This window comes from Eggerthella guodeyinii, from assembly GCF_009834925.2.
GTDB lineage: Bacteria > Actinomycetota > Coriobacteriia > Coriobacteriales > Eggerthellaceae > Eggerthella > Eggerthella guodeyinii.
The window spans coordinates 1,685,088-1,709,857 of sequence record NZ_CP063310.1 but is presented as its reverse complement, the minus strand read 5'-3'; the positions used below and the strand labels follow the sequence as shown (position 1 = coordinate 1,709,857).

Genomic DNA, 24,770 nt, shown 5'->3' with positions numbered 1-24,770 from the left:
AAGGCTTTTCGGATGCGATCGTGCGGCAGGGGCCAGCGTTTGCCCAGGTCGCTGGAAACCGCTTCGCCCATTTCGGCACGAGACGCATCGAAATCGCACGCAAAACGAAAGAATTGCCTAGAATCCCGGATTTCCCGCGCCGACGAAGGCCGCGCGCGGAAGCGGGCGTTCGGGCCGGCACCCGACGACACGCCCAACGCCCCGCCAAAGCGGCTGCCAACCGCCATCGGATGTTCCCATCGCGGCATCGAAAGGGCCGATGGCGAAACCGCCCGACCCGCCCGTACAATCGGGTCACGGGCCGACGGCAAGGAGCGGCCATACGGGGAAGGATGAGATATGGACACCGAAAACGCACGAGGAGAGGACGCGTCCAAGCGTTCGGAGGAAAGCGCCGGCCTCTCTCGACGGAGCTTCCTGCAAGGGTCGATCGCGGCCGGAGCCGCGCTCGCCATGGGCACGTTCGCCCCAGGATGCGCGCCGACGGAAAACACGGCGAAAGGCGACCCGAAAACCGAGGGGGACGACACCGCGGCAACGCAGGAACACGCGGTACTCACGCCCACCGAAACGCGCGATGTCGACGTCGTCGTGGTCGGCGCCGGCGTGGGCGGCATGGCCGCCGCGCTGCAAGCCGTCGAACAGGGATTGAACACGGTGCTCCTCGAGAAAGAGAGCGTGACCGGCGGAACGAGCTCGTACGCCGAAGGCATGTTCGCCATCGATTCGCACTGGCAGCAGGAAGCCGACGTCGACTACACCACGGCCGAGGTGCTCCAGAAGGTCATGGAATACCATCACTGGATGGCGGACGCCGAGCTGACGAAGGCGTTCTTCGACGCATCGGGCGACACCATCGCCTGGCTCGAGAGCAAGGGAGGCGTGTTCACCGGCGTCGAGACCCTGGGGCCCTCGCTTCGAACCTGGCACACCTACGAAGGCATGGGCGCGGGTTTCACGAAGCGCTTGGCGGAGGCTTGCCGGAGCCAGGGAGTGGACGTGCTCGTCAAAACCGCTGCGAAGCAGCTGGTCATCGCCGACGACGGCTCCGTGAGCGGCGTCATCGCCAAGGCCGGATCGGATCTCGTGCAATTCAACGCGCGCGGCGTCATCCTGACGAGCGGCGGTTACGCGGACAACGCCGACATGATCAACGAGTACACCATGCACGACTACGACGACCTCACCGTCATGGGGACGCCCGAGCGCACGGGCGACGGCATCCAGATGGCCCTCGAGGCGGGCGCCGATACCCACGTGCTGGGCACGATGATGATGTGCGGCGGCGCCATCAAAGGCATGAGCGCATCGTCGCAGCTCAACGTATGCGCGGGGCGCCAGCCGATGCTCTGGGTGAACGAGCACGGCGAGCGGTTCGCCAATGAGGGCATCGTGACGAACTTCTCGTTCACGGGAAACGCGATGGGCCTGCAGCGCGAAGTGTTCAACGTCATCGACGCCGCCGCCATGCGGCACATCACCGAAGTCGGCTGCTACAACGGGCGCGGGGTGTACATCAGGACCGGCGAGCCCATGACCGAGTTCCACGGCGAATTCGAGAAAGAGCAAGCTGCCGGCAACCCCTACATCTTCAAAGCCGACACCCTCGAGGAGCTTTGCGATCTCACGGGCATGGAACGCGAGTCCTTCCTCGCCACCGTGGAGCACTACAACGAGCTGTGCGCCGAGGGAGCCGACGCCGATTACGGGAAGAAAGCCGACTACCTGCAACCCGTGAAAGAGGCGCCGTTCTACACGTTCAAGCTGGCCAAAGCGTATTACTGCACCGTCGGCGGGCTCAAGGTGAACACGAACAACCAGGTGATAAGCACCGAGGGCAGCCCCATCGGCGGGCTGTACGCGGCAGGCTGCGACGCGGGCGGCCTGTACGGCTCGTCGTACGACGTGGGCATTGCCGCCGGATCCCAACAGGGCTGGACCGCCCACGGCGGCAGAACCGCCGCGAAGCATCTCGCATCCCTCTGACGCCCGGCCCCCTCCATCGGCGTTCTGCGGTTGCGAACAGCGGTTTCATCATCGTTGCGGCTTCGCCTCGAACCTGGTAGCTTGGAGGCGAAGCCAAGACAAGGGAGGGCACGATGGACATCCACAAGCTCCGTTGCGTGGTCAGCCTGGCGAAGCTGAAGAACGTCACGCGAGCGGCCGAAGCATGCTACATGGCGCAATCCACCATGTCGAGCACCATCGCGTCCGTCGAGGCCGAAGTGGGCGCGACGCTGTTCACGCGCACGAACCGGGGCGTTTCCACCACCGTCGCGGGAGATCGGTTCGTCGAGGCCGTCGAGGACGTCGTCTCCCGCTACGACAAGGCGGTCGCCTCCGCGCAAGCGCTTTCGGAGGAACCGCCGCCCGCCATCACCATCGGCTTCAATTCCACGCTCGTCGCCGCCTCGATAGCCCCCATCGTCTCCCTTTTCGCACGCGACAACCCCGACGCGCCCATCCGGTTCTGCAAGCAATCGATCAGCGAGCTGGCCACCTGCCTCAAAGACGGGCGCGCCGACATCGCGTTCGGCAACCAGTTCGTCGCACGCAAGTTCCCGCACATGAGGTTCGTGCCCGTTGCGGAAGGGAGCCCGTGCGTGTACGTGCCGAAAGACCATGCGCTCGCCCGGAAAAGCACCGCCACCATCGACGACCTCGCGCACGAGCAGCTGCTGTGCGCTTCGTCGGGATACGACCCGCACGGCATCTCGGCCGCCGCCGAGGTGCTCAAAGACGGAGGGGTGCCCTTCACCGCGACCAGCCCCGTGGACAACGAGGAGGCCATCGTGTCGATGGTGGAGGCGGGTTTGGGGCTCTACCCCGCCTCGACATGGTACCGGCGGGCGTACGAGGACCGCGTCGCCTGCGTCCCCCTCGAGCTGGACGTCGAGCGCATGCAGATCGTGATCGCCTGGAGAGACGCCGAGCTCGATGCCGTTGCGCGCGACTTCGCCGCCTGCGCACGCGCCGTGTTCGACGGGCTCGAAGAAGCACGCCCTCCGGGGACGCTTCCTAGCTTAGCGCGGGGTAGCCTTGCTGGCGGAGGGCCTCGTAGGCTGCCACCGCCACGGCGTTGCTCAGGTTGAGGCTGCGCAGGCCGTCGCGCATGGGGATGCGCACGCAGCGCTCGGCACGGGCGTCGATGACCTCCCGGTCGAGGCCGCGGCTCTCGCGGCCGAACACGAGGTAGGCGCCCTCGCCGTAGGAGACTTCGGCGAACGAGCGGGCTGCATGGCCGGTGAACAGGTGCAGCTCCTCGCCGTCGCACGCCTCGAAGAACGCCGCGGCGCACGGCCAGCGCACGATGTCCACCTCGTCCCAGTAGTCGCATCCGGCGCGCGCCAGGTTCTTCTGGCTCAGCCGGAACCCCATCGGCTCCACGAGGTGGAGCCGCGCTCCCGTGCAGGCGCACGTGCGCGCGATGTTGCCGGTGTTCTGCGGGATCTCCGGCTCAACCAGCACGATGTTCAAAGGCTGCGTCACAGCTGCTCCGCCTGCTTCGCCATCTCCTCTTCCAGCTCCTCGGTGAGCAGGAACCACTCCTCCTCGGCGGCGGCCAGGCGCTGCTTGAGCTTGGTATGCTCGGCCACGGCGTCGGACGAGGCGTCCTCGTTGATGTAGAAGTCGGGGTCGGCCATCTGCTCGAGCAGCTCGGCCATGCGCGCGTTGTCGCGCTCCATCTGGCGGTCGAGATCGGCGATCCGCTTGCGGTGGTTCTTGAGCGCGGCGTAGGCGCGGTTGCGCGCCTCGGCCTCGCGGCGCTTCTGCTCCTTGGTCTTGGGCGAGCTCGCGCGCGGTGCGGTCAGCTCCGCCGAGGAGGCGCCTGCGGCCTCCGCCTTCGCGATCGGCTTCGCTTTAGGCTCCTTGGCCTTCCCCGTCGCCTTCGCCTGCCGGTCCTCGTCGAGCATCTCGTCGACGAGCGACGGCCCGCTGGGCCCGTCGCCGTCCAGCTGCCCGCTCTTGAACAGGTAGTAGTCGTAGTCGCCGTCGTAGTTCGTCGCCTTGCCGGGCTCGATCTCCACGATGCGGTTCGCCACCCCGCGAATGAGGTGCCGGTCGTGCGTGATGAACAGGATGGTGCCCTCGAACACCTTGAGCGCCTGCTCGAGGATGTCGGCGCTCGCGATGTCGAGGTGGTTCGTCGGCTCGTCGAGGCACAGCAGCGGGCGCGGCGCCACGAGCATCTTCGCCAGCGCGAGGCGGCTCTTCTCGCCGCCCGACAGCACGCTGACCTTCTTGTCCACCGCGTCGCCCGTGAACAAAAACGCGCCCAGCAGCGTGCGCACCTGCGAGATGCTCCAACCCGGGGCCGCGTGGTCGAGCTCCTCGAACACGGTGTTGCCGGGATGTAGCTCTTCCAGCTGGTGCTGCGCGTAGTACGTCTTCGACACGTGCACGCCGTACTCGATGGTGCCCGCGTCGGGCTCGATGGCGCCGGCGATCATCTTGAGCAGCGTCGACTTGCCCGCGCCGTTGGGGCCCACGAGCGCGATCTTGTCGCCGCGGTACATGGTGAAGTCGAAGCCGTCGTACACCGCCTTGTCGCCGTAGCGCTTCACGAGGTTGCGGGCGCGCACCACCTCGTCGCCCGTGCGCGGCGGCTGCTTGAAGTTGAACTTGACGGTCTTCTTCTCCTCGGGAAGCTCGATGCGCTTGATCTTCTCGAGCTTCTTCACGCGGTCCTGCACCTGCTTGGACTTCGTGGCCTTGTAGCGGAACTTCTCGATGAAGGCCTCCATGTGGGCGATCTCCTCGGCCTGCCGCGCGGCTTCGGCGCGCAGGCGCTCGAGGCGCTCATCGCGCGTCTTGAGATAGGCCGAATAGTTGCCTTTGTAGAGGTTGACCTGGCCGTTGTCCACTTCGGCCACGCGGTCCACCATGTTGTCCATGAAGGCGCGGTCGTGGCTGACCACGATGACCGTGCCGGCGTAGCCGCGCAGGAATCCCTCGAGCCACTTCACGCTTTCCAGGTCGAGGTGGTTGGTGGGCTCGTCGAGCAGCAGCACCTCGGGGTTGCGGATGAGCAGCTTCGCCAGCGCGATGCGCATCTGCCAGCCGCCCGAGAACTCGGTGGTGGAGCGCGCGAGGTCGTCCTCCTTGAAGCCGAGGCCGAACATGACGCTGCGCACCTTCGCCTCGATGGTGTAGCCGCCCAACACCTCGTAGGCGTCGCGGGCGCGGCCCGCGGCCGCCAGCTGCTGCGGCGTGGGGTTCTCGCCCAGCTCGGCCTCCAGCTTGTGCAGGCGGCGCTCGGCCTCGAGCACCTCCACCTGCGAGGACATGACCTCCTCGAAGATGGGCTGGTCGCACATCTCGATGGCCTCCTGCTCGAGGTAGCCCACGCGCGCGCCCTTCGCGAACAGCACGCGGCCCTCGTCGGCGTCCTCGGCCCCCGAGATGATGTTGAGCATAGTGGTTTTGCCGGCGCCGTTCGGGCCCACGAGCGCGAGGCGCTCGTACTCCTCGAGGCGGAACGTCACGTCGTGGAAGAGCTGGCGCCCTCCGAACGACTTCGAAATATGTTCGAGCTGCATGATCATGATGCGTGCGTGCTTTCTGCTTGTGCGGGTTGCTGCGGCGCCGCGCCGAATGGACGCAGCCTGTTTATGATAGCGGAAGAAGCCGCTTGTGGCGAAGCAGCTTCCCCGTTCCCAGAAAGCAACTACATCGGAGGCCGGGCGGCGGGGCCGGCGCGGCCTCGCCGCGCGGCGCCCCCGCCCGGTAGGCCTACGCGAGCGCGGCGTACTCCTCGTCCGACACGGGCTCGAGCCACTCGTTCGACGCGCCCTCGGCCGGCACCGCGATGGCCACGTGCGAGAACCAGCTGTCGGGCGCCGCGCCGTGCCAGTGCTTCATCTCGGGCGGGATGCTCACCGTGTCGCCCGGCCTCAGCTCGCGCGCCGGCGCGCCCCATTCCTGATAGTAGCCGCGCCCGCCGGTGACCAGCAGGATCTGGCCGCCCTTGTGATGCACATGCCAGTTGTTGCGGCATCCCGGCTCGAACGTCACGTTGCTCACGCCCACGCCCGCATCCGCGTCCGCGAGCGGCGCGAGGTAGCTCTGCCCTGCGAAGTACGCCGCGTAGGCGTCGTTTCGCTCCCCCAGCGGGAACACCGCCGCCGGGCCCAGGCTCTCGTTCATGTCCATGGTTCCGTCCTTTCCTCGTCGATCGCAGCCGGTGCGCGCCTACGCGCCCAGCCCCAGCTCGTACGCCTCGTCCATCGCCGGATTGCCGACGACGGCGCCCTTCTCCCACGCGCCCACGGCGTACACCGCGCCGCGCTCGACGGCGCCCGGCAGGCAGTCGGTGAAACCGCGCAGGCCCTCCATCGTGCGCTCCATGAGCGCCTTGTTCCCGTCCGCCATGACGGCGATGAAGTAGAACTCCTTGCCCGAAAACTCGGTATACCGGGCTACCGTGCGATCGATGAGCGCCTTGAGCTGGGCGTCCATCGAGTAGAAGTACACGGGCGTCGCCAGCACGATCGCGTCGGCCTCGGCCATCTTGTCCAGCACGGCCGCTGCGTCGTCGCGCAGGGCGCACGCGCCGTCGTGGCTGCGGCAGTAGTCGCAGGCGCGGCAGAAGCCGATCTCCCGCTCGCGCAGGAACACCTCGTCCACGATGTTGCCCGCCTTGAGGGCCCCTTCGATGAACCGCTCGCACAGCAGGTCGGAGTTGCCGCCCCTGCGCGGGCTCGCCGCGATCACCAGAATGCGCTTCGTCATATGCTTCGTCCTCTCGTCTTGGATGTCTGACGGGTTCCATCCTATTCCTTCGAGTTCACTCCAAGTCAAGAGGTTATATGGACCGAATCCGCTTTCGCCCGATCGCTTGACTTGGAGTGCGCTCCATGTGCTTCAATGCACGTACGAGGTAAGGAGCATCCCATGAAGATTGCCGAAGTGAGCAAAGAGTACGGCCTGTCCGCCGACACGCTGCGCTACTACGAGCGCATCGGCCTTTTGCCGAACGTCACCCGCACGGCGAGCGGCATCCGCGACTACAGCGAGCAGGACTGCATGCGCGTGCAGTTCGTGAAGTGCATGCGCGGGGCGAGCGTGTCCATCGAGGCGCTGATCGAGTACATGGCCCTGCTGGAAGAGGGCGACGAGACGCTCGAGGCGCGCAAAGCGCTGCTCGAGGAGCAGCGCGACCTCGTGCAGGCGCGCATCGCCGAGATGCAGGCCGGGCTCGACCGCCTGAACTACAAGATCGACAACTACGAGCAGACCATCCGCAAGACCGAGAAGAAGCTGCGCGGCTGACGAGGTCGCGGCGGACGCCGCAGGCGCGGGCTTCGCGACAACAAAAAAGCGGCCCCTCGGGGCCGCTTCGTCAGCTCGTGCTATCAGCGCTTAGAGCACGCAGACCTGGGTGGCCTGGCTCTTGCCGTTGGAGCCGGACGCGATCACGAACTCCACCTTGGCGTTTTCGTCGAGGCTCTTGTAGCCGTCGCCCTGAATCTCGCTGAAATGGACGAACAGGTCCTCGCCGTTCTCCTGGGAGATGAAGCCGTAGCCCTTGTCAGCGTTGAACCACTTAACCGTACCTTGAGACATACAAACCTAACTTTCCACCCCGAAGGGCACATACCGGCAGCGCACATCCTTGAGCGGCGCTCCCGTAGACAGGCGACATCTTGTCGCGCACCCCACTATACGCCCCGCCCCGGCGAATGCGGAGAGCGCACGGGTAATAGATGCGAGCACACACGATCCACATGCGGGCCTGCAGCGAAAAAAGGAGGCCAGACGAATGTCTGGCCTCCTGCAAGTTCATGGCTCCCCGGGTAGGATTCGAACCTACAACCCTCCGGTTAACAGCCGGATGCTCTGCCGTTGAGCTACCGAGGAATGTGCGCCCTTGATTGCGCAAGTGAAGATTATACCGGAACCTCATCTTTTCGCAATACCGAATTTCGGAAAATCGGGCACATGCACGATAATCGTCGATCCGGCCAGCTCATGCGCATAAAAGGGCCTAGTACACCATGTTCATGGCCGCGCGCACCTCGTCGAGCGTAGCGTTCGCGATCTCGTTGGCGCGGCGGTTGCCCTCGTGCAGCACGTCCTCGATGAAGCCCCTGTCGCCGGCCAGCTGCACGCGACGCTCGCGGATGGGCGCGAGGAACTCGTTCACGCTTTCGGTGACGTACTTCTTGAGCGCGCCCGAGCCGCCCTCGCCGATCTCCTCGGCGATCTCGACCTCGGTGCGGCCCGTGCACAGCGCGGCCGTGGTGAGGAGCGCCGACACGCCGGGACGGTTCTCCTTGTCGTAGGTGATCAGGCGGTCGGCGTCGGTCTTCGACTTCTTGATGAGCTTGGCCGTCTCCTCCGCGGTGAGCGACAGGCTGATGGCGTTGCCGTAGCTCTTCGACATCTTGCGCCCGTCGAGGCCGGGGATCTCCACGGCGTCGTTCAGCACGCCCTCGGGCTCGGGGAACACGTGGCCGTAGCGCTCGTTGAAGCGGCGCGCCACCTGGCGGGTCTGCTCGATGTGCGGCAGCTGGTCCTTGCCCACCGGCACGATGTTTCCCTTGCAGAACAGGATGTCGCACGCCTGGTGCACGGGATACGTGAGCAGAAGGCCCGTCAGCGCGTGGCCCGACGCGTCCATCTCCGACTTCACCGTGGGGTTGCGCAGCAGCTCGGACTCGGTGACCAGCGACAGGAACGGCAGCATGAGCTGGTTGAGGGCCGGCACCGCCGAGTGCGTGAAGATGATGGTCTTCTCGGGGTCGATGCCGCAGGCGAGGTAGTCCACCACCATGTTGTACACGTTGTCCTGGATATGCTCGGTGGTGTCGCGGTCGGTGATCACCTGGTAGTCGGCGATGATGATGCGCGTGGCGATGCCCATATCCTGCAGCGCGACGCGCTCGCGGATGGTGCCGAAGTAGTGGCCCAGGTGCAGCCGGCCCGTCGGGCGGTCGCCGGTGAGCATGGTGTACTTCTCGGGATGGACGGGCAGGTCGGCGCGGATCTCGTCGGAGCGCTTGCGGCTCGCTTCAAAACTATCGATGCTCATGGTGTCGGTTCTCCGTTGATCTCGGTTCCTCGTTTGGCGTTTGCTCCGACCCAGTATAGCGGTTTTCGCCGCTCAGTACAGCAACCCGAGCGCGCGGGCCTCGCGGGCCAGCTCGTCGCGGACGTCGGGGTGCGCGATGGAGATGAGCCGCTTCGCGCGCGTGGGGATGTCGCAGAAGCGCAGGTCGACGCAGCCGTATTCCGTGCAGACGAGGTGCACGTCGGTGCGCAGCGTGGTGACGACGCTGCCGGGCGCGAGCGTGGGCACGATCTTCGACACGGGGCCCGCGCTCGTGCGCGCCCTGCTGGTGAGCGCCACGAACGACATGCCGCCCTTCGAGGCGGCCGCCCCGCGCACGTAGTCCACCTGCCCGCCCGTGCCCGAGTACTGGCGGCTGCCGAAGCTCTCGGCGCACACCTGCCCCGTGAGGTCGACCGCGATGGCCGAGTTCACCGACACCATGTCGTCGTTCGCGCGGATCGCGTCGAAGTCGTTCACGCGCTCGTAGGGCGTGAAGAGCACCGCGGGGTTCCGCTCGATGAACGCGTGCAGCTGCGGCGTGCCCACGGCGAAGCCCGCCACCGACACGCCGGGCAGGTGCGTCTTGCGGCTGTTGTCGATGACGCCCTCGCGCTGCAGCTCGGCCATGACGTCCGGGAACATCTCGCTGTGCACGCCGAGGTGCCTCTTCGAGCGCAGCCCCTGCCCCACCGCGTTCGCCAGGCCGCCGATGCCCAGCTGGATGCAGGCGCCGTCCCGCACGCGATCGACGATGTGCTCGGCGATCTTCAGCTCCTCGGGCGCGCAGGCCGCCGGCGCGACGGGCGCGAGCGGCTCGGCGTGCTCGACGACGGCGGCCAGCTCGGACACGTGGTAGTCGTGGGCGGTGCCGTTCACCGCCGGAAGGCAGGGGTTGATCTGGGCGACGATGGCGCGCGCGTGGCGCAGCCCCGCCGGCGTGAAGCCCAGGGGGCCGATGTTGCACCGGCCGTGCTCGTCGGGCGGCGTCATCGGCACGATGGCCACGTCGGGCCGCACGGAGGCCAGGTAGCGCTCGGTGTTGCTGAGATGCAGGGGCACGTAGGTTGCCGAACCGGCCCTCATGCCCGCGCGCTCGTTCGCGCCGTTGAAGAACGACCGGTAGCGGAAACGGCCCTCGGGCACCGCGAGACGGTCGAGCCCCAGGTCGCCGTTCGTCATGTTGCCGTGCAGCTCGATGCCCTCCACCTCGCCCGCCAGCACGCGCTGCAGCAGCGCTTCGAGGGTGCGGCGCGCCACGTCGAGGCCGCCGATGAACACCTTCGACCCGCTCGGCGCGAAGGCGCGCACCGCGTCTTCGGCGCTCATGACCTTCTGCTCGTAGTGGCGCTCCCAGGGTTCTCCCATAGCCTCGCTCCTCGACGTTTCCCCTTCCGGAGTTCATTCTGGATGCTGCGGTTCGGGGAATGAACCCCTAAATGCGCCGATTTGAGGAACGCCGGAGGCGCGGAGGGGCCCGTCGCGCGCGCTATAATCCCTTGCATGCGAAACGAGCCCGGTCGCCGCGAGGAGAAGTTGGAGAAGCCCCATGAACGAAGCCGTGCAGAACCTGTCCAAAGACGAGCTTATCGAGCTGCTGGAGATCTACGCGAAGAACCTCATCGCGCTCGACGGCACCTGGTTCCAATCCATCGAGGCCGAGGACGGCATGGACGCGGCCATGCACCACGACGTCGAGGCATGGCGGCGGTTCAGCGTGTCGGAGGCGCGGCGCATCAAGAAGTTCCTCAAGCTGGACGAGCGCCCGGGCATCGAGGGGCTGGCGCGGGCGCTCGCGCTGCGCTGCCAGTCGGCCGCGAACGTGGACGAGATCGTCGTGGACGGCAACGAGCTCGTGTACCGCATCGTGGACTGCCGCGTGCAGAACGCGCGCGAGCGCAAGGGCATGGGGTTCCACCCCTGCAAGAGCGTGGGCGTGGTGGAGTACGGCGTGTTCGCGTCCGCCATCGACGACCGCATCGCCACCGCGTGCCTCAGCTGCTACCCCGACATCGTGGACGACACCTGCAACTGCGCCTGGAAGTTCACGCTGAAGGCGTGAGGATATGAGAAAGCCGGCTGCACGAGGTCGTCGCGCAGCCGGCTTGCGGTTTCGTGGTGGGCCCAGCAGGGCTCGAACCTGCAACCAAGGGATTATGAGTCCCCTGCTCCACCATTGAGCTATAGGCCCGTACAGCGTCCCGCTATTCTATCCCAAAACGCGCGCGGATGCCAAGAGGGTAACGAAGACCCGCCTGAAAACCAATTTCGGGAAAATTGAAAAAAGGGCCTTGCGCGTATCTGGAACTACCGGTAAAATATCCAAACGTTGCGAACGCCGCAACCGAAACGGTCGCTTGGCTCAGCGGGAGAGCATCGCCTTCACACGGCGGGGGTCACAGGTTCAAATCCTGTAGCGACCACCATAAATTCAAAAGCCTTCCTTCGGGAAGGCTTTTTCGTTCCCTCAGTCGACCTCCGCGCCGTACACGAGCCGCTCGAACGATGCGATGTCGACGGGCCGCGAGAACAGGTAGCCCTGGATCATGTCGCAACCCACGTCGACGAGGAACGCGCGCTGATCCTCGGTTTCCACGCCTTCGGCCACGGTGCGCATTCCCAAGCGACGCGCCAGCTGGACGACGATGTCGATGATGTCGGCCCCGCGCGCATCGCCGAGCGCCGAAGCGTCGAAGAACACGCGATCGAGCTTGAGCGTGTCCACCGCCAAATCCTTCAACACGTTGAGCGAGGAGTACCCGCTGCCGAAATCGTCCATGGAGCACTTGTAGCCCGCTTCGTGCATCGAGTCGATGACTTGCGCCAGCCGCTCAGGGTCCTCGAACACGAGCGTCTCGGTCAACTCGAACTCCACGAGCGAGGCAGGCACGCCGTACCGCGCGCGTATGACCTCGAATCGCGCGAGGAACTGCTCGTCGTACAGGTGGGCGCGCGACAGGTTCACCGAGACGGGCACGGGGCGCACGCCGGCGTCGATCCACTTCCGCAGCATCTTGCACACCTGCTCGAACACGTAGAGGTCCATGCTCACGACGAATCCCGTGCGCTCGAACAACGGGATGAAGTCGTTGGGAGCCACGAGGCCGCTCGCCGGATCGTCCCAGCGCACGAGCGCCTCGGCTCCCGCCACCTCGTCGCGGCGCAGATCGTACTTCGGCTGCAGGTAGACGACGAACTCGCCCGCCTCGAGGGCCGCGCCCATGCGGTTCTCCACGTCCTTCTCCTTGGCAAGCCGCACGCGGTCGTCGTTGCTGTAGAACCGGCAGGCGCACAGGCGTCCCACGCTCGCGCGGCCCGACATCTTGCGGGCGAGGTTCGCACGATCCTGCAACATGACCATGGGAAGCGTCGGATCGTCCACCAGATACACCCCCGCCGTCATGGCGATCGCGTACCCCGGCGAACCGTCGAGCACGAAACGGTGGTTGGCGGCGGCCACCATGTCTTCGAGACGCGCCGCGATGCGGGCCGCGCCGTCGGCCTCGAGCAGGAGGCTGAACTGGTCGGCCGCGATGCGGGCCGCGAACTCCCCTTCGTCGAGGCCTTCTTGGAAGCTGGCATGGAGCGCTTCGAGCACCGCATCGCCCCGCTCCAACCCGAACTGGTCGTTGATGACCTTGAACCCGTCCACGTCGAGCGTCGCCAGCGCGAACGCGCCCGGGGCGGCCGTGCGCAGCGCAGCACCCGCATCCCTTTCGAAGCTGGCCCGGTTGCGCCCGCCCGTCACCGGGTCGACGAAGGCGAGCCGGCGCAGCTCGTCGGAGCGCACCTGCTCGAGCTCCATCGCCTCGTCCACGTTCGTGAACGTGACGTAGAGCACGGGCACGCCGTCGTCGGCCACCTCGTCGGTGAACCGTCCCACAACGCGAATCCACGTGGAGAGCCCGTCTTTGCGCGGCATGCGCAGAAGGCATTCGTAGCCCGCGTCGCCCGCCGCATGCGCCTCGGCCACGGCGTCCGTCAGCTTCGCATACTCCTCAGGATCGGAGGCGAAGTACCTGCTGCAGCGACCGTCGAAGACGTCGACGAACTCCTCGCGTCCGTAGCCGATCATCTCGAAGAAGAAATCGTTCGCCCACATGATCTGCAGATCGTCGGTGAACCGGTGCTTGCTCACCGCCACATGCAGCGTGCTCATGAGCATGTTGTACTCCCGGAGCAGCGTCTCCTCCTTGAAGCGCCTCGCCACCCCGGCGAGCGCCGCCGCATCGGCCGCGCGGCGGAGCGTCTCGTCGCGTCGCGCGCTCGCGCCGTCGCCGCCCACCTCGCGAGCGATCTCGATGCGCAGCGGACGGTCCCGCTCGAGCAGCCGGTCCTTCAGCAGGTAGCGGCGCTGCGTGACGGGGTTGTAGTGCTCCCACGTGACGCACCGTTCGCAGGTGAGCCGGTCGTTCGTGCAGAACGGGCACGGCGCGTCGGCGCCCTGCAGCAGCTCGTAGCACAATCGCCCGTCGGTGCCGTCCACCCCCAGTTGCCGTTTCGCGTGATCGTTCAGGTAGACCAGCTCGTAGGTTTCAGGGTCGGATACGTAGGCGGCCTCCGCGATATCGTTCAAATACTCGAACATGGCGTTTCCCTCCCCGCTTACCGCGTCGTGCGGTCGCGGTCGAGTTCCGGATGCTCGACGTAATAGGCCCGCTTCGCTTCGTACATCTTCCGATCGGCCCGGCCGACGGCATATTCCACTTGGCATGGCTCGGACGCATAGAACGACCCGAGCGCCGTCGAACAGGCCCGCTCCTCGAAAAGCTCCTGAGCACGCACGGTCTTGTCGCGGAAACCCGCCTCGTCCACATCGGGAACGATGGCCAAGAACTCGTCGCCGCCCAGCCGGTACACGGTCGAGCCTTCGAACACGGCGCTCAGCACCTCCGCGACCACCGAGAGCATCCGATCGCCCTGGGCGTGCCCCTCCCCGTCGTTGATCTCCTTCAAGCCGTTGAGGTCGACGTACGCCACGCCGAAGCCGCTGCGCGCGCCGCCTTCGTCGAGCAAGGCCACATCCGAGATGTAACGGTTGCGGTTCGCGAGGCCCGTGAGCGAATCGACGAAGCCCAAGGCCCGCAGCCGCTCTTTCGCGCGGAAGCCTTCAAGCTCCATGGAGAGGAAGTACGCCAAGCTGTCGAAGAACTCGCGCGTACGCCCGATCTGCACCGCGGACGGGTTGTCCACGCCGATCGACCCGATGAGCTCGCCGGAGGCGAGCAGCGGAGCGTTGACGAGCGACGTGATGCCCTGAGGCTTGAGCAGGGCGTACTCGCTCTCAGATCGCTCCCTCACCTCTTCGATGTCCTCGACGACCATCGTCTCCCGACGCAAAAACGGCGACACCCACTCGCCGACCACGCCCAGGTCGATGTTCTGCAGCGCGCCGATCTGCGGCTCCACGCCGGGCGCGCACCACTCATGCGAGTTGCTGAACTTCTCGCGACCCTCCGGCGTGCGGTGCACCTGGAAGATGTAGGCCCGGTCGGCGCCCATCGTCTCGCCGATCATCCTCAGCACCGACGACATATCGCCGGCGAATCCGTCGATGTCGCGCATCTCGCGCACGCACCGCACGAGCAGGCGCTCGAGCCCCAGCTCCGATTCCAAGCCCAGCAGCTGGCGACGGTGCTCCGACATGTCGAACGCGATCTCCAAGCGCGCCGTGCGGCCCTTCCAGTCGATGAGCCGGTCCTTCAAGGCGTAATAGCCGCTCAGGTTCTCGTTGTAGCGCGTCCACGCGTAATAGGAGTCGTGCGTGAGGAAGCGGTTCGTGCAGAAGTCGCAAGGGGCGTCGTTGCCCATGATGGCCTCGTAGCATTTCCGACCTTCGTACGGACCGCCGATCAGCTGCTTTGTGCCCTCGTTGGCATAGAGCATGTCGTAGGTTTCCACGTCGGAGATGTAAACGAGCTCGCCGAGCACGTCGTAGTTGTACAGCACCTCGTCAAGGGATATGGTCTGAGGCTGCGCGAGCGGCACGTTCTCGCGTTCGGCATTCGGTGCGTCCATGGCAACTCTCCGCATGCGATCGGAATATAAATGCGTTCAGCATATGCCAAGAGCCAGCGCAAGCTGAATCCTCGACTTATCATATCACAACGGACACCGGTTCCGATCAGCTCTGGTTGCCGAGGGCCGCCGACGCGCACACGCCTGCGCTCTCGCAGCGGATCTCGACGATGCGCTTGATGGCTTGCATTCCCCATGCAACCCGGGCGCGCGACTCAAACGGAAACGGAATCGCGCGCCCGGCGGTCGAGCTTGGCGTCGGGGCAGCGGCGGGCGAGCTCGGCGTAGAAGCGGTCCTTGTCCCTGACGGCGATCATGAGCTCGTCGTAGCCGATGCGAAGCTCGATGCGGTCGAAGGACGCGGCCAGGGAGGCCAGCGGGTTGTGCGTCTCGCGCGCCTGGCGGATCTTCGCGACGGGGTACGTCGCTTTCTGGAAGCCGAACACGATGAGGAGGTTGCCTTCGCCGTCGAACTCGACGTAGTTGCGCAGGAGCGTGGGGATGATGAGGAGGTCGCAGAGGACGAGGGCGAGGGCGCTCACGCAAAGGCCTATGAGCGCGCCCTCTTTCGCGGGATCGGCGAGGAACGCCACGAGAGGCCATGCCAGCATGACGTTGACGCCCACCGCCAACGCGTAGTACCACCCGTCCACTTTCCCTGCGAACCTCATCGGCTCACCCATGATGCTCCTTCAACAGGTCGGCATGCGTCTTCAGCGAAAGGGCGATGAGCACGACGACGCCCAGGGCCGCTACGATGCCGACAACCAGGCACGCCGTGCGCACCGCCTCGTTCTGCTGGGCGTAGTTCCACGCCCCGAAGCACCAGAAATCGAGCGCGAGCAGGAAGATGGCCGCGCCCGACCGCCGAGCCTCCCGGCGGTACTGCGCCTCGCTCGGGTTGAGCGCCAGGAAGTCGCCTCCCCCGGCGAGGATGCTGAAGCACCGCAGGTTGCCCGCGAACACGAACCCGCCGTACACGGCCACGAGGATCCCGATGACGATGAGTGCGATGAGCGTTTCCACGATGGTCTACCTCATATTCAATCCGATGATCTTCATATCCTCGTCGAACGAGAACGTATACGTAATCGTCGCGTTCTCGTACAGCGCCACGAGGGTGACCGCATTCCCCGTTATTCCCATTTGGCTGATCTCGGTTGCATAGGCATTCCCGAACGACTTGAAAGCACCCCAATCGTCACCGAAAAGCGCATGCGCGTCGGCCATAGTCTGCTCGTTCAAACTTTCGACGGCTGCGTCGGCGATCAACGGACGCAGCTTGTCGTAATCGTTCTCCCCTATCACTTCGGCAACCTCTTGGGCGTAGGCGATGATCTCCTGCTCGGTCATCCCGACGCTCTGCCCCGCGGGGGCGGTTTTCGGCGACGCCCACCAGGTTGCTCCGCCGATGATCGCCGCCACGACGACCACGACGGCAGCCGCGATCACGATCGCCTTGGTGCGCTTGCGCTTCTTGCCGGCGGCGAGCTCGGTTTCGGAGAGGTCTTCGTTGAAATCCTGCGCCACCTGGCGCGGATCGCCCATGCGAGCCTCGACCTGCTCCCACGTCTCTCCCGAGGACAGCGCGGCGGCGATGTCGGACTCGAGGTCGCGCACGAATTCGGCCTGCCGGGCCTTCGAGCACGCCAGGCGCTTCGCAACCGCCTTCACATAGGATGTTTGGTTCATCGCTCCTCCTCCATGATCGACCGCACGTATCCGTCGAATTCGCTCCAAAGCTCGTACATCTCGCGCAGGGCGCTGCGCCCCTCGTCGGTGATGGCGTAGTACTTGCGCGCGGGCTCTTTCGCGGTGTGCGCACTCAGGCGGCTCGTCACGAGGCCGCCGTCTTCAAGCCGGTAGAGAAGGGGGTACAGCGTGCCTTCCTTGAGCGCAAGCGCGCCCTCGGTGCGGTCGCGCAGCTCGCTGATCAGCTGATAGCCGTACTTCTCTTCGTGCTGCAACAGCTTCAAGACGAGCATGTCGAGCGCGCCTTTCTTCATCTGCTGTGCGAACCGAAGCTGCATCCCGCGTCCCTCTCCTCTATACCTAGCAATACTAAATATATCTGATCTGCGGATATTATGCAATAGAGATCAGGTGACCGAACGCTCCCCATATCGGCGCGGTTGCTCCCTTGCCGCGAACGGGGCTCAGGGATACAATCGAGGGCATGAAATCCATCGCAGCGCGTTTCGGACTGCTCGTCGCGGGCGTTCTCGTCATGACGGCCGGCATCGTCCTCGTCACCAAAAGCAATCTGGGCACCTCGCCCATCTCGTCGCTCGGCTACGTGCTGAGCCTGGCGTTTCCCGACGTGTCGTACGGCACGTTCATGTTCGCGTGGAACTCGGCGCTGCTCATCGGCCAGATCGCCATCCTGCGCCGGCGCTTCAAGGCGTTCGCGCTGCTGCAGATCCCCTTGTCGGTGCTGTTCAGCCTCGGCATCGACGGCTTCAGCCAAGCGCTGTGGTTCGTGGTGCCCGACAGCTACCCTGCGTCGTTGGCCGTGCTGGCCCTGGGCGTGGCGGTGCTCGCGTTCGGCGTGGCGTGCACCGTGGTGGCGAACGTGGTCATGAACTGCGGCGAAGCGTTCGTATGCGCCATCACGAGCACCACGGGCTGGAACTTCGGCCACACGAAGGTGGGCTTTGACCTCGGCTGCGTCGCCTTGGCGGCGGTGGCGTCGTTCGCGCTCATGGGCGGCCTCGCGGGCGTGCGCGAGGGAACCGTCGTGGCCGCGACGGCCACGGGGTTCCTGGTGAACGCGTTCATCAGGATGATGGGCGGGGTGAGGCCCGCTTTGGGAGAGGCGAAAAAGCGCGAGGACGAAAGCCCCCTCCCCCATGGCGCGAAGTATAACCGCGCGGACTGAACAGGGCACGCCGCACCTGTTCGACCAGGACGCGGCGTGCGATCGGCGCGGTTGGAGCGGCGCGGACCGGTAAGCCGATGCCGCGCCCTTGATCACAGGAGGCCCTTACCCCCTTTTCACCAGGTAGCATTTGTGGATGCGGGGATTGCGCTCGAAGTCGTGCGGGATCGTCTGGGGCGTGATGTCCTCGAGCACGACGCCGTATTTCGCCAGCTCCTCCTCGTCGGGCTTGAACGAGCGCAGGTTGCACGAGAACACGGCCTCGCCCTCCTCCGACAGGAGGCGCGACACGCCGATGAGCAGCTCCACGTGGTCGCGCTGCACGTCCCAAGTGCGCTTGCCCATGGCCTTCGAGTTCGAGAACGTGGGCGGGTCGACGAACACGAGGTCGAAGCGACGGCCCGTACGGCGCGCCTCGGTGATCCACGCCATCACGTCGCCGCGCTCGAAGGTGTGCTCGTCGCCGTCGAACCCGTTGGCCGCCATGTTGCGCTGCGCCCAATCGAGGTACGTCTGCGACAGGTCCACCGTCGCGGTGCTCTTCGCGCCGCCCCCGGCCGCGTGCACGCTGGCCGTACCCGTGTAGGCGAACAGGTTGAGGAAGCGCTTCCCCTCCGCCTTCGACCCCACGAGCTCGCGCGTCAGGCGATGGTCGAGGAACAGGCCCGTGTCCAGGTACCCCGCCAGGTCGACCTCGAGCAGGTAGCCGTCCTCGCGCACCTGGGTGACGTAGGAGCGCCGCCCGGCCTCGCGGTACTGGCTGCCGCCCTTGTCGCGGCGGCGCACCTTCGAGAACACGTGGTCGGGACGCACGCCCAGCACCACGGGCGCGAGCGCCAGCACATCGTCGTAGCGACGCTGCGCCTTGCCGGGGTCGATGGTCGAGGGCGCCGCGTACTCGGCGATGTGGAGGTACAGGTTGCCCTCGGCGTCTCCCGCACCCGGGTACACGTCGATGGCCACCGCGTAATCGGGCAGGTCGGCGTCGTACACGCGATAGCACGACACGCCCTCGCGGCGCGCCCACTTGCGGCGCTCCTTGGCCGTCTTGTGCAACCGCGCCGCGAACTGCTCGGACGAAGGCTCCAGCACCTCCACCACGTGCTCGGCCCCGCCGGCGGAATCGGGCACGATCGCCTCGTGCGCCTTGACCGGCGGCTCGTCGAACACGGACGCCTCGGTGGCCACCCGATCCTGGCCGAGCGTCGCGTGCGCGACCGGCGCGCTGCCGAAGCGCGCTTCCACGCCCTCGCCGCCGGCGACCGCGAACGTGGAATCAGCCGGGGCCGCCGAGGCGGCGCGCACGAACGCAGCCGCTTCGGCCTGGGCGCGCGCGTCGGATTGGGAGCGTTCGCCCGTCGGCAGCACGCTGGCCACCGTGCACGTCATCTCCTCGAGGTCGCGCACCCTACCCGCCGCCGCGCATGCCCGCTCCACCAGCTCGCCGACGTTCTGGGCATCGGCCGGCTCGATGCTCACGGCCTGGCGCAGCCCCGCGCGCTTCGCGTGGGTGCGCGCCCGGGCGATGGCCGGCGACGACGTGGAAGCGCCGGCGAAGCGCACGTACGCCGGATCGGGCGGTGCCGACGCGGGGCCGTCGAGCGCGCCCGGGGCCGTCGCCGACGCGAGCCCGCGCTCGAACCGCTCGTCGGCGTCGTCGATGAGCTCGTTCCACAGCTCGGGCTGGGACTGGTTCCAGCCGAAGAAGCCCCAGCGCTCGCGCGTCAGACCGGGCGCCAGGTCGCAGGCGGCCGACGCCGCCTCCACCACGAGGAAGCCGTCGCCGCACGCCGGGTCCACGCACGCCTCGCCACGGCTGCCGCGAGCGCGCCAACCGGCCAGCGCCAACAGGCCGGCCGCGAGCGCGCACGACAGCGGCGCGTCGGGGCCGTCGTCGGGCGTGAGGTAGGAGCGGTGGTACAGCGACTCGCCCGACAGGTCGAGCGAGATGGTGGCGCGCCCCTCGCGCACGCGCACGTCCACCGTCGCGTCCGCGCAAGCGGCGTCCACGTCGGGTCGCTCGCCGCGCACCTCGCGCAGGCGGTCGCACACCGCGTCCTTCACCTTGAGCGCCGTGAAGCGCGTGTTGCGCAGCTCGTCGTTCATGCCGTGCGCCTGCACGGCCATGCTGGCGCCCTCGACGATGACGTCCTCCCAGGGCAGGCGCCGCACGCCCTCGTACAGCAGGTTGGCGTCGCCCGCGTTCACGCGCCCCACCACCACGAGCACACGCGAGGCCAGCCGCGACCACAGGCACGCGGACAGCGCATGGCGCACGTCGCAGAAAAAGGCGACGCCCCCACCGAGGGGGCGCACGCGCTTGATTCCGAGACGCTTCAGCTCGTCGGCGAGCGGCGCTTCCAAGCCGGACAGGCAGCTCGCGAACAGTTCGAGGTTTTCGTTGCAGGGTTGGCTCATGCCGGGAACTCCTTATAAAGGGAAGAGGAACCGTACCCTTGGGCGCGGCCCCTCTTCCATGGCGCGGGAGCAGATGTGCGGTTCATCATCCGCATCCGCGCCGATTCGTAACGGGGGCGGCGTGCGATCGGCGCGGCTGGCAACGCACGAACCCGCGCGTCCTTCGCCGCGCCATGAAAAGCGTAGCTAGTCTTCCAAATAGTCTTTCAGCTTGCTCGAGCGGGACGGGTGGCGCAGCTTCGCCAGCGTCTTGCTCTCGATCTGGCGGATTCTCTCGCGCGTGACGCCGAACTCGCGTCCGACCTCCTCGAGCGTGCGCGGATGGCCGTCCTCCAGGCCGAAGCGCAGCGAGATGACCTTGCGCTCGCGCTCGGCCAGGCCGTCGAGCACCTTCGACAGCTGCTCCTGCAGCATGCTGAACGAGGCGGCGTCGGGCGGCACCACGGCGGCGTCGTCCTCGATGAAGTCTCCCAGCTGGGAGTCCTCCTCTTCGCCGATGGGCGTTTCCAGCGACACGGGCTCCTGCGAGATCTTCTGGATCTCGCGCACGCGCTCGGCGGGAAGGCCCATCTCCTTGCCGATCTCCTCGGGGCTGGGCTCGCGGCCGAGCTCCTGCAAAAGCTGGCGCTGGATGCGCACGAGCTTGTTGATGGTCTCCACCATGTGCACGGGGATGCGGATGGTGCGGGCCTGGTCGGCGATGGCGCGCGTGATGGCCTGGCGAATCCACCAAGTGGCGTACGTCGAGAACTTGAAGCCCTTCGTGTAGTCGAACTTCTCCACCGCGCGGATGAGGCCGAGGTTGCCCTCTTGGATGAGGTCGAGGAACAGCATGCCGCGGCCCACGTAGCGCTTGGCGATGGACACGACGAGGCGCAGGTTCGCCTCGATGAGCTGCTGCTTCGCGTCAATGCCCACCTGCTCGATGCGGCCGAGGCGGCGCTTCTCGCGACGCTCGAGCTCGATGCCCTCGTCCTCGGCCTTCTCAAGCTCTTCGGTGGCCGCCACGCCGGCTTCGATCTTCATGGCGAGGTCGATCTCCTCCGCCGCGGTGAGCAGCGGGACCTTGCCGATCTCCTTCAAGTACATGCGGACGGGGTCGCCCGTCAGCATGGTCACGCTCGCGTCGGCGTTGCGCTTGCGCACGGAGCGCACCTTGCTCTTGCCGGCCACCTTGGGCAGCTGGACGTCGACCGTCGCCTTGAGCTCCTCTTCGGGAATGCCTTCGAGCAGGTCTTCGTCGTCGCTGTCCTCGGACAGGCCGCTTTCGAGCTTATCGTCGTCAAGCCCGTCGCCGGCGTCGACCACATCGGGCTCGTCGTCGAGGGCGTCTTCCTCCAGGATGTCTTCGGCTTCGATCGAGGCTTCCGCAGCGGTGTTCTGCTCTTGAGCGGTTTGCTTACTTGAGGCTTGGGCCACGTGATCTTCCTTTCCGACAGGACTGCGCGCAGGGCATGAGTATACATACGCACCAGGCGCAAAGATACAGCCAAATAATATACCACACTCTTCCGTCATTGAGACGACGAATATCCGGCTTGCGAAGAACCTTTCACTCCTCGGGAGGCAGGTAGCTGCGCAGCGTGTCGTAGAGCTGCTGGGCGTCGAAGGGCTTGGGGATGAAGCCGTTCATGCCGGCCGCCGCCGCGTCCTCGCGATCCTCCTGGAACGTGTTGGCCGTGAGCGCGATGATGGGCACCGTGCGCGCGTCGTCGCGCTCGAGCGCGCGGATCTCGGCCGCCGCCTCGAGGCCGTCGAGCAGCGGCATCTTGACGTCCATCAGCACGAAGTCGAACGACCCCGGCTCCGAGGCGGCGAACAGGTCCACGGCCTCGCGCCCGTTCGCCGCGCGCTGCGTCTCGATCCCCTGCATGTCGAGCAGCGCCACCGCGATCTCGGCGTTCAGGTCGTTGTCCTCGGCCAGCAGCACGTGCGTGCCTTCGAGCGAGCGTTCGGCCACGTCGGAAGGGGCGGGCACGCCGCCGCCCAGCGCCGCGTCGTCGGCCGCGGGCAGCTCCAGCACGAAGAAGAACTCCGAGCCCTCGCCGAAGCGGCTCTGCACGTCCAGCTTGCCGCCCATGAGCCGCACGAGGTTGCTGCTGATGGCCAGCCCGAGGCCGGTCCCCTGGGCGTTGCGGCGGTTCTCGGAGGCCTGCTCGAACGACACGAAGATGCGCTCGAGGTCCTCCTCGCGGATGCCCGCGCCGGTGTCCTTCACGCTGAAGCGCACGCTCACGCGGCCCTCGCCGCGCATGAGCACGCCGATGCTCAGCCGGATGGTGTCGCCGGGGTCGGTGAACTTGAGCGCGTTGGACAGCAGGTTCGCCAGCACCTGCTGCAGCCGCACGTCGTCGCCCACCACGACGTCGTCGGCATCGCAGCGCGCCTCGAGCAGGATGCCCTTCTCCTCGGCCTGGATGCAAAACATGCTCTGGAGGCGCTCGGCCAGCGAGCGCAGGCACAGGGGCGCCGTCTCGATGTGCATCTTGTCGTTCTCGATCTTCGACATGTCGAGGATGTCGTTCACGAGCGACAGCAGGAACTGCGCCGACGTGTTGATCTTCTCGAGGCTCGAGCGGATGGACGGCGTGGCCTCGCCCGACAGCGACGCCACGTTCGACAGGCCGATGATGGCGTTCATGGGCGTGCGGATCTCGTGGGACATGCGCGAGAGGAAGTCGGTCTTCGCGCGGCCCATCTCCTCCACTTTCTCCAGCTTCATCTCCATCATGCGGTTGCGCACCTTCGCCACCGACACCACGATCACGATGGCCCCCACGAACAGGCACAGCACGAGGCCGAGCGCAACGACGAGCAGCGGGTTCTCGGACACGACCGCCTGGATGGTGCGCTGCTTGCCGAACGCGGGCATGGTGTTGCGCGAGAAGACGGTGTCGAGCTCGTCTTGCGAAAGGCTGTTCACGGCCTTGCTGAGCACCGAGTACAGGTCGGCGTCCACCGGCTGCGCGATGGCGAACGAGAGGCTGGCCTCGTGATGCTCGGAGGTGGCCGGCGTGATGTTGTTGAACGACCGGTCGGTGAACAGGCTCTCGGCGTAGGCGACGGGCATGCTCGTGATGTCGGCACGGCCGGAGTTCACCGCCTCGAGGCAGTCTTCGTAGGTGCGGTAGTGCACGACCTCGGACGCGTCCACGCCTTCAACGCCCTCGCGGCCGTAGATCTGCGCGCACACCGTGCCCTCCGAGGAGGTCAGCTTGTTGCGGAACACCACCTCGTTGAGCGAGGCGAAGCCCTCCGTGACGACGAGCTGCTGGGCTTCGGCGACGTACTCGTCGTCCATGAAGCCGCCCATAATGTCGGCCTCCCCCGATTTCACGAGGTCGATGGCCCCTTGGTAGGTGCTCGCGTGCACGATCCGGAACGTGAGCCCCGTGCGCTCGGTGACGAGGTCGAGCACGTCCTTCACGATGCCCTGGTTCTGCCCGTCGCGCTCGTAGAACAAGGGGTAGCGGTCCGCCATCACGGCCACGCTGAGCACGCCCGCCTGCTCGATGTAGGCGCGATCGGCGTCGGAGAACTTGATGGACGCCTGGTGCCGCGAGGGCAGGTGCTTGGCGTCCAGCTCCTTCGCGAAATCGGCATCGGCTTCGTATATCGAGGTCATCGCCGCGTCCAGCTCGGCTATCACGTCGCTTCCGGCAGGTGCGGCGATGTAGTACGGCTCGCCGTCGAACTCGGCCGCCACCCGGCGCCCCTCGGTGAGGTCCACGTCGCCGCCCAGCACCACGTCGGCGGTGCCGTCGTCCAGGCACTGCGCGTACGCGTCGTAATCGAGCTGCAGGACGGTGCACTCGATGCCGTTGAACTCGAGGTAGTGTTCGAAGCGGCGGATCTTCTCCGCCGCGTTCCGGTAGGTGCCGATGGTCTTGCCGTTGAGGGTGCGCGGGTCGAAGGTGACGACGTCGTCGTTCTCCTCGAGGCTGATGAGCAGCGCGTGGTTCGAGCCGATGGCGAAGGCGGAGTACTCGTACTGGTCGGCGATCTGCTCGCGGTAGTACATGCCGCCGATCAGGTCGATGTCGCCGGCCTTCGTCCGCTCCATGAGGTCCTCGGCGTCGCCGTCGACGAACTCGTAGCGCCATCCGGTGTACTTGGATATCTCGGTGAGCCAGTCGTAGAAGATGCCCGAGCGCACGCCGTCGTCGCCGATCTCGCTGATGCCCTCGACCTCGGGGAACGCGACGCGCAGCGTTCGGCCCTGCACGGACGCGTCGGCCGAGCCGTCGTCCGCGAACGCGGGCGCCGACGCGGGCGCAGCGAGGGCGGATGCCGCGATGAGCACGGCGGCCATCGCCGAGCAGATGCAGCGCGCTGCCTTCGTTTTCACAGCTCATCCCTTCTTCGACCCCTGCGACACGTCCCACGATCAGCTAGGATACCACG

The 24,770-nt window shown here is 66.4% G+C and carries 21 protein-coding genes and 3 tRNA genes; 6 read left to right on the top strand and 18 right to left on the bottom strand.

Translation table 11 applies throughout. The annotated features are described in order from the left end of the window. The first annotated feature begins 339 nt into the window (after window positions 1-339). Both GS424_RS07045 and GS424_RS07040 read left to right on the top strand, forming a co-directional pair. Entirely contained in the window at window positions 340-1,986 is a 1,647-nt protein-coding gene (locus tag GS424_RS07045; RefSeq protein ID WP_160941802.1) for an FAD-dependent oxidoreductase, read from the top strand. A gap of 113 nt (window positions 1,987-2,099) precedes the next feature. Further along, entirely contained in the window at window positions 2,100-3,092 is a 993-nt protein-coding gene (locus GS424_RS07040) for a LysR family transcriptional regulator (protein WP_160941803.1), read from the top strand. On the opposite strand, the gene GS424_RS07035 is transcribed toward GS424_RS07040, so the two are convergent. From GS424_RS07035 to GS424_RS07020, 4 genes are all read right to left on the bottom strand, one after another. After that, window positions 3,019-3,489 carry a tRNA (cytidine(34)-2'-O)-methyltransferase gene (locus GS424_RS07035; protein ID WP_160941804.1) on the bottom strand — a complete coding sequence of 157 codons (471 nt, stop codon included), beginning with the start codon at window positions 3,487-3,489 and terminating at the stop codon, window positions 3,019-3,021. The genes GS424_RS07040 and GS424_RS07035 overlap by 74 nt on opposite strands. Then, window positions 3,486-5,546 (bottom strand): ABC-F family ATP-binding cassette domain-containing protein, encoded by a 2,061-nt coding sequence (locus tag GS424_RS07030; RefSeq protein WP_160941805.1) that lies wholly within the window; start codon window positions 5,544-5,546, stop codon window positions 3,486-3,488. The genes GS424_RS07035 and GS424_RS07030 overlap by 4 nt, the downstream gene beginning before the upstream one ends. Before the next feature lie 187 nt (window positions 5,547-5,733). Beyond that, window positions 5,734-6,153 (bottom strand): cupin domain-containing protein, encoded by a 420-nt coding sequence (locus GS424_RS07025; protein ID WP_160941806.1) that lies wholly within the window; start codon window positions 6,151-6,153, stop codon window positions 5,734-5,736. A gap of 39 nt (window positions 6,154-6,192) precedes the next feature. Next, window positions 6,193-6,732 carry a flavodoxin family protein gene (locus GS424_RS07020; RefSeq protein WP_160941807.1) on the bottom strand — a complete coding sequence of 180 codons (540 nt, stop codon included), beginning with the start codon at window positions 6,730-6,732 and terminating at the stop codon, window positions 6,193-6,195. A 162-nt stretch (window positions 6,733-6,894) separates the two neighbouring features. Between GS424_RS07020 and GS424_RS07015 the strand changes: the two genes are divergently transcribed. Continuing rightward, window positions 6,895-7,272: a MerR family transcriptional regulator gene (locus tag GS424_RS07015; RefSeq protein ID WP_154334046.1), complete on the top strand. Its 378-nt coding sequence runs from the start codon at window positions 6,895-6,897 to the stop codon at window positions 7,270-7,272. 90 nt (window positions 7,273-7,362) lie between these two features. Here the strand turns inward: GS424_RS07015 and GS424_RS07010 are convergent, their stop codons facing one another. The 4 genes from GS424_RS07010 to GS424_RS06995 all read right to left on the bottom strand — a co-directional run bounded on the left by GS424_RS07010 (window position 7,363) and on the right by GS424_RS06995 (window position 10,420). Next, the gene (locus GS424_RS07010) at window positions 7,363-7,566 is read right to left on the bottom strand and encodes a cold-shock protein (RefSeq protein ID WP_101722236.1); all 204 of its coding nucleotides are present in this window, start codon (window positions 7,564-7,566) and stop codon (window positions 7,363-7,365) included. A gap of 219 nt (window positions 7,567-7,785) precedes the next feature. Continuing rightward, a tRNA-Asn gene (locus GS424_RS07005) sits at window positions 7,786-7,860 on the bottom strand. A gap of 127 nt (window positions 7,861-7,987) precedes the next feature. Next, window positions 7,988-9,034, bottom strand: coding sequence for a tryptophan--tRNA ligase (trpS, locus tag GS424_RS07000; protein ID WP_160941808.1), 1,047 nt, complete (start codon window positions 9,032-9,034; stop codon window positions 7,988-7,990). 72 nt (window positions 9,035-9,106) lie between these two features. Next, complete coding sequence (locus GS424_RS06995; protein ID WP_160941809.1) at window positions 9,107-10,420, bottom strand: acetyl-CoA hydrolase/transferase family protein; 1,314 nt, start codon at window positions 10,418-10,420, stop codon at window positions 9,107-9,109. Between the two features lie 181 nt (window positions 10,421-10,601). On the opposite strand from GS424_RS06995, the gene GS424_RS06990 reads away from it, so the two are divergent. Beyond that, window positions 10,602-11,114 (top strand): DUF6125 family protein, encoded by a 513-nt coding sequence (locus GS424_RS06990; RefSeq protein ID WP_154334049.1) that lies wholly within the window; start codon window positions 10,602-10,604, stop codon window positions 11,112-11,114. A gap of 54 nt (window positions 11,115-11,168) precedes the next feature. On the opposite strand, the gene GS424_RS06985 is transcribed toward GS424_RS06990, so the two are convergent. Beyond that, a tRNA-Ile gene (locus tag GS424_RS06985) sits at window positions 11,169-11,243 on the bottom strand. Between the two features lie 160 nt (window positions 11,244-11,403). On the opposite strand from GS424_RS06985, the gene GS424_RS06980 reads away from it, so the two are divergent. Next, window positions 11,404-11,478 (top strand) — tRNA-Val (locus GS424_RS06980). A gap of 41 nt (window positions 11,479-11,519) precedes the next feature. On the opposite strand, the gene GS424_RS06975 is transcribed toward GS424_RS06980, so the two are convergent. From GS424_RS06975 to GS424_RS06950, 6 genes are all read right to left on the bottom strand, one after another. Further along, window positions 11,520-13,640 carry a putative bifunctional diguanylate cyclase/phosphodiesterase gene (locus GS424_RS06975; RefSeq protein ID WP_218958887.1) on the bottom strand — a complete coding sequence of 707 codons (2,121 nt, stop codon included), beginning with the start codon at window positions 13,638-13,640 and terminating at the stop codon, window positions 11,520-11,522. Between the two features lie 17 nt (window positions 13,641-13,657). Beyond that, window positions 13,658-15,070, bottom strand: coding sequence for a GGDEF domain-containing protein (locus GS424_RS06970; RefSeq protein ID WP_160941810.1), 1,413 nt, complete (start codon window positions 15,068-15,070; stop codon window positions 13,658-13,660). 215 nt (window positions 15,071-15,285) lie between these two features. After that, the gene (locus GS424_RS06965) at window positions 15,286-15,753 is read right to left on the bottom strand and encodes a PH domain-containing protein (RefSeq protein ID WP_160941811.1); all 468 of its coding nucleotides are present in this window, start codon (window positions 15,751-15,753) and stop codon (window positions 15,286-15,288) included. Then, entirely contained in the window at window positions 15,746-16,096 is a 351-nt protein-coding gene (locus GS424_RS06960; protein ID WP_160941812.1) for a translation initiation factor IF-2, read from the bottom strand. The genes GS424_RS06965 and GS424_RS06960 overlap by 8 nt, the downstream gene beginning before the upstream one ends. 6 nt (window positions 16,097-16,102) lie before the next feature. Further along, a complete protein-coding gene (locus GS424_RS06955; protein WP_160941813.1) occupies window positions 16,103-16,762 on the bottom strand; it encodes a DUF3887 domain-containing protein in 660 nt (219 codons plus the stop codon). Beyond that, the gene (locus GS424_RS06950; protein ID WP_160941814.1) at window positions 16,759-17,100 is read right to left on the bottom strand and encodes a PadR family transcriptional regulator; all 342 of its coding nucleotides are present in this window, start codon (window positions 17,098-17,100) and stop codon (window positions 16,759-16,761) included. The genes GS424_RS06955 and GS424_RS06950 overlap by 4 nt, the downstream gene beginning before the upstream one ends. Before the next feature lie 146 nt (window positions 17,101-17,246). Between GS424_RS06950 and GS424_RS06945 the strand changes: the two genes are divergently transcribed. Beyond that, window positions 17,247-17,948 carry a YczE/YyaS/YitT family protein gene (locus GS424_RS06945; protein WP_160941815.1) on the top strand — a complete coding sequence of 234 codons (702 nt, stop codon included), beginning with the start codon at window positions 17,247-17,249 and terminating at the stop codon, window positions 17,946-17,948. Between the two features lie 105 nt (window positions 17,949-18,053). Here GS424_RS06945 and rlmKL read toward each other — a convergent pair whose 3' ends face one another. From rlmKL to GS424_RS06930, 3 genes are all read right to left on the bottom strand, one after another. Continuing rightward, window positions 18,054-20,366, bottom strand: a complete 2,313-nt coding sequence (rlmKL, locus tag GS424_RS06940) for a bifunctional 23S rRNA (guanine(2069)-N(7))-methyltransferase RlmK/23S rRNA (guanine(2445)-N(2))-methyltransferase RlmL (protein ID WP_160941816.1) — start codon at window positions 20,364-20,366, stop codon at window positions 18,054-18,056. Window positions 20,367-20,552: 186 nt separating this feature from the next. Further along, on the bottom strand, window positions 20,553-21,785 hold the full coding sequence (rpoD, locus tag GS424_RS06935) for an RNA polymerase sigma factor RpoD (protein WP_160941817.1): 1,233 nt from the start codon (window positions 21,783-21,785) through the stop codon (window positions 20,553-20,555). 133 nt (window positions 21,786-21,918) lie between these two features. Next, complete coding sequence (locus GS424_RS06930) at window positions 21,919-24,714, bottom strand: ATP-binding protein (protein ID WP_160941818.1); 2,796 nt, start codon at window positions 24,712-24,714, stop codon at window positions 21,919-21,921. Window positions 24,715-24,770 lie beyond the last annotated feature (56 nt).

What these genes read in the sequence shown, in the direction of transcription:
- GS424_RS06955 (WP_160941813.1), bottom strand. Translation starts at nt 16,762, where the DNA reads ATGAACCAAACATCCTATGTGAAGGCGGTTGCGAAGCGCCTGGCGTGC.
- GS424_RS07020 (WP_160941807.1), bottom strand. Translation starts at nt 6,732, where the DNA reads ATGACGAAGCGCATTCTGGTGATCGCGGCGAGCCCGCGCAGGGGCGGC.
- GS424_RS07015 (WP_154334046.1), top strand. Translation starts at nt 6,895, where the DNA reads ATGAAGATTGCCGAAGTGAGCAAAGAGTACGGCCTGTCCGCCGACACG.
- GS424_RS06970 (WP_160941810.1), bottom strand. Translation starts at nt 15,070, where the DNA reads ATGGACGCACCGAATGCCGAACGCGAGAACGTGCCGCTCGCGCAGCCT.
- GS424_RS06950 (WP_160941814.1), bottom strand. Translation starts at nt 17,100, where the DNA reads ATGCAGCTTCGGTTCGCACAGCAGATGAAGAAAGGCGCGCTCGACATG.
- GS424_RS07010 (WP_101722236.1), bottom strand. Translation starts at nt 7,566, where the DNA reads ATGTCTCAAGGTACGGTTAAGTGGTTCAACGCTGACAAGGGCTACGGC.
- GS424_RS06990 (WP_154334049.1), top strand. Translation starts at nt 10,602, where the DNA reads ATGAACGAAGCCGTGCAGAACCTGTCCAAAGACGAGCTTATCGAGCTG.
- GS424_RS07030 (WP_160941805.1), bottom strand. Translation starts at nt 5,546, where the DNA reads ATGATCATGCAGCTCGAACATATTTCGAAGTCGTTCGGAGGGCGCCAG.
- GS424_RS06965 (WP_160941811.1), bottom strand. Translation starts at nt 15,753, where the DNA reads ATGGGTGAGCCGATGAGGTTCGCAGGGAAAGTGGACGGGTGGTACTAC.
- GS424_RS06975 (WP_218958887.1), bottom strand. Translation starts at nt 13,640, where the DNA reads ATGTTCGAGTATTTGAACGATATCGCGGAGGCCGCCTACGTATCCGAC.
- GS424_RS07025 (WP_160941806.1), bottom strand. Translation starts at nt 6,153, where the DNA reads ATGGACATGAACGAGAGCCTGGGCCCGGCGGCGGTGTTCCCGCTGGGG.
- rlmKL (WP_160941816.1), bottom strand. Translation starts at nt 20,366, where the DNA reads ATGAGCCAACCCTGCAACGAAAACCTCGAACTGTTCGCGAGCTGCCTG.
- GS424_RS07040 (WP_160941803.1), top strand. Translation starts at nt 2,100, where the DNA reads ATGGACATCCACAAGCTCCGTTGCGTGGTCAGCCTGGCGAAGCTGAAG.
- trpS (WP_160941808.1), bottom strand. Translation starts at nt 9,034, where the DNA reads ATGAGCATCGATAGTTTTGAAGCGAGCCGCAAGCGCTCCGACGAGATC.
- GS424_RS07045 (WP_160941802.1), top strand. Translation starts at nt 340, where the DNA reads ATGGACACCGAAAACGCACGAGGAGAGGACGCGTCCAAGCGTTCGGAG.
- GS424_RS06995 (WP_160941809.1), bottom strand. Translation starts at nt 10,420, where the DNA reads ATGGGAGAACCCTGGGAGCGCCACTACGAGCAGAAGGTCATGAGCGCC.
- GS424_RS06945 (WP_160941815.1), top strand. Translation starts at nt 17,247, where the DNA reads ATGAAATCCATCGCAGCGCGTTTCGGACTGCTCGTCGCGGGCGTTCTC.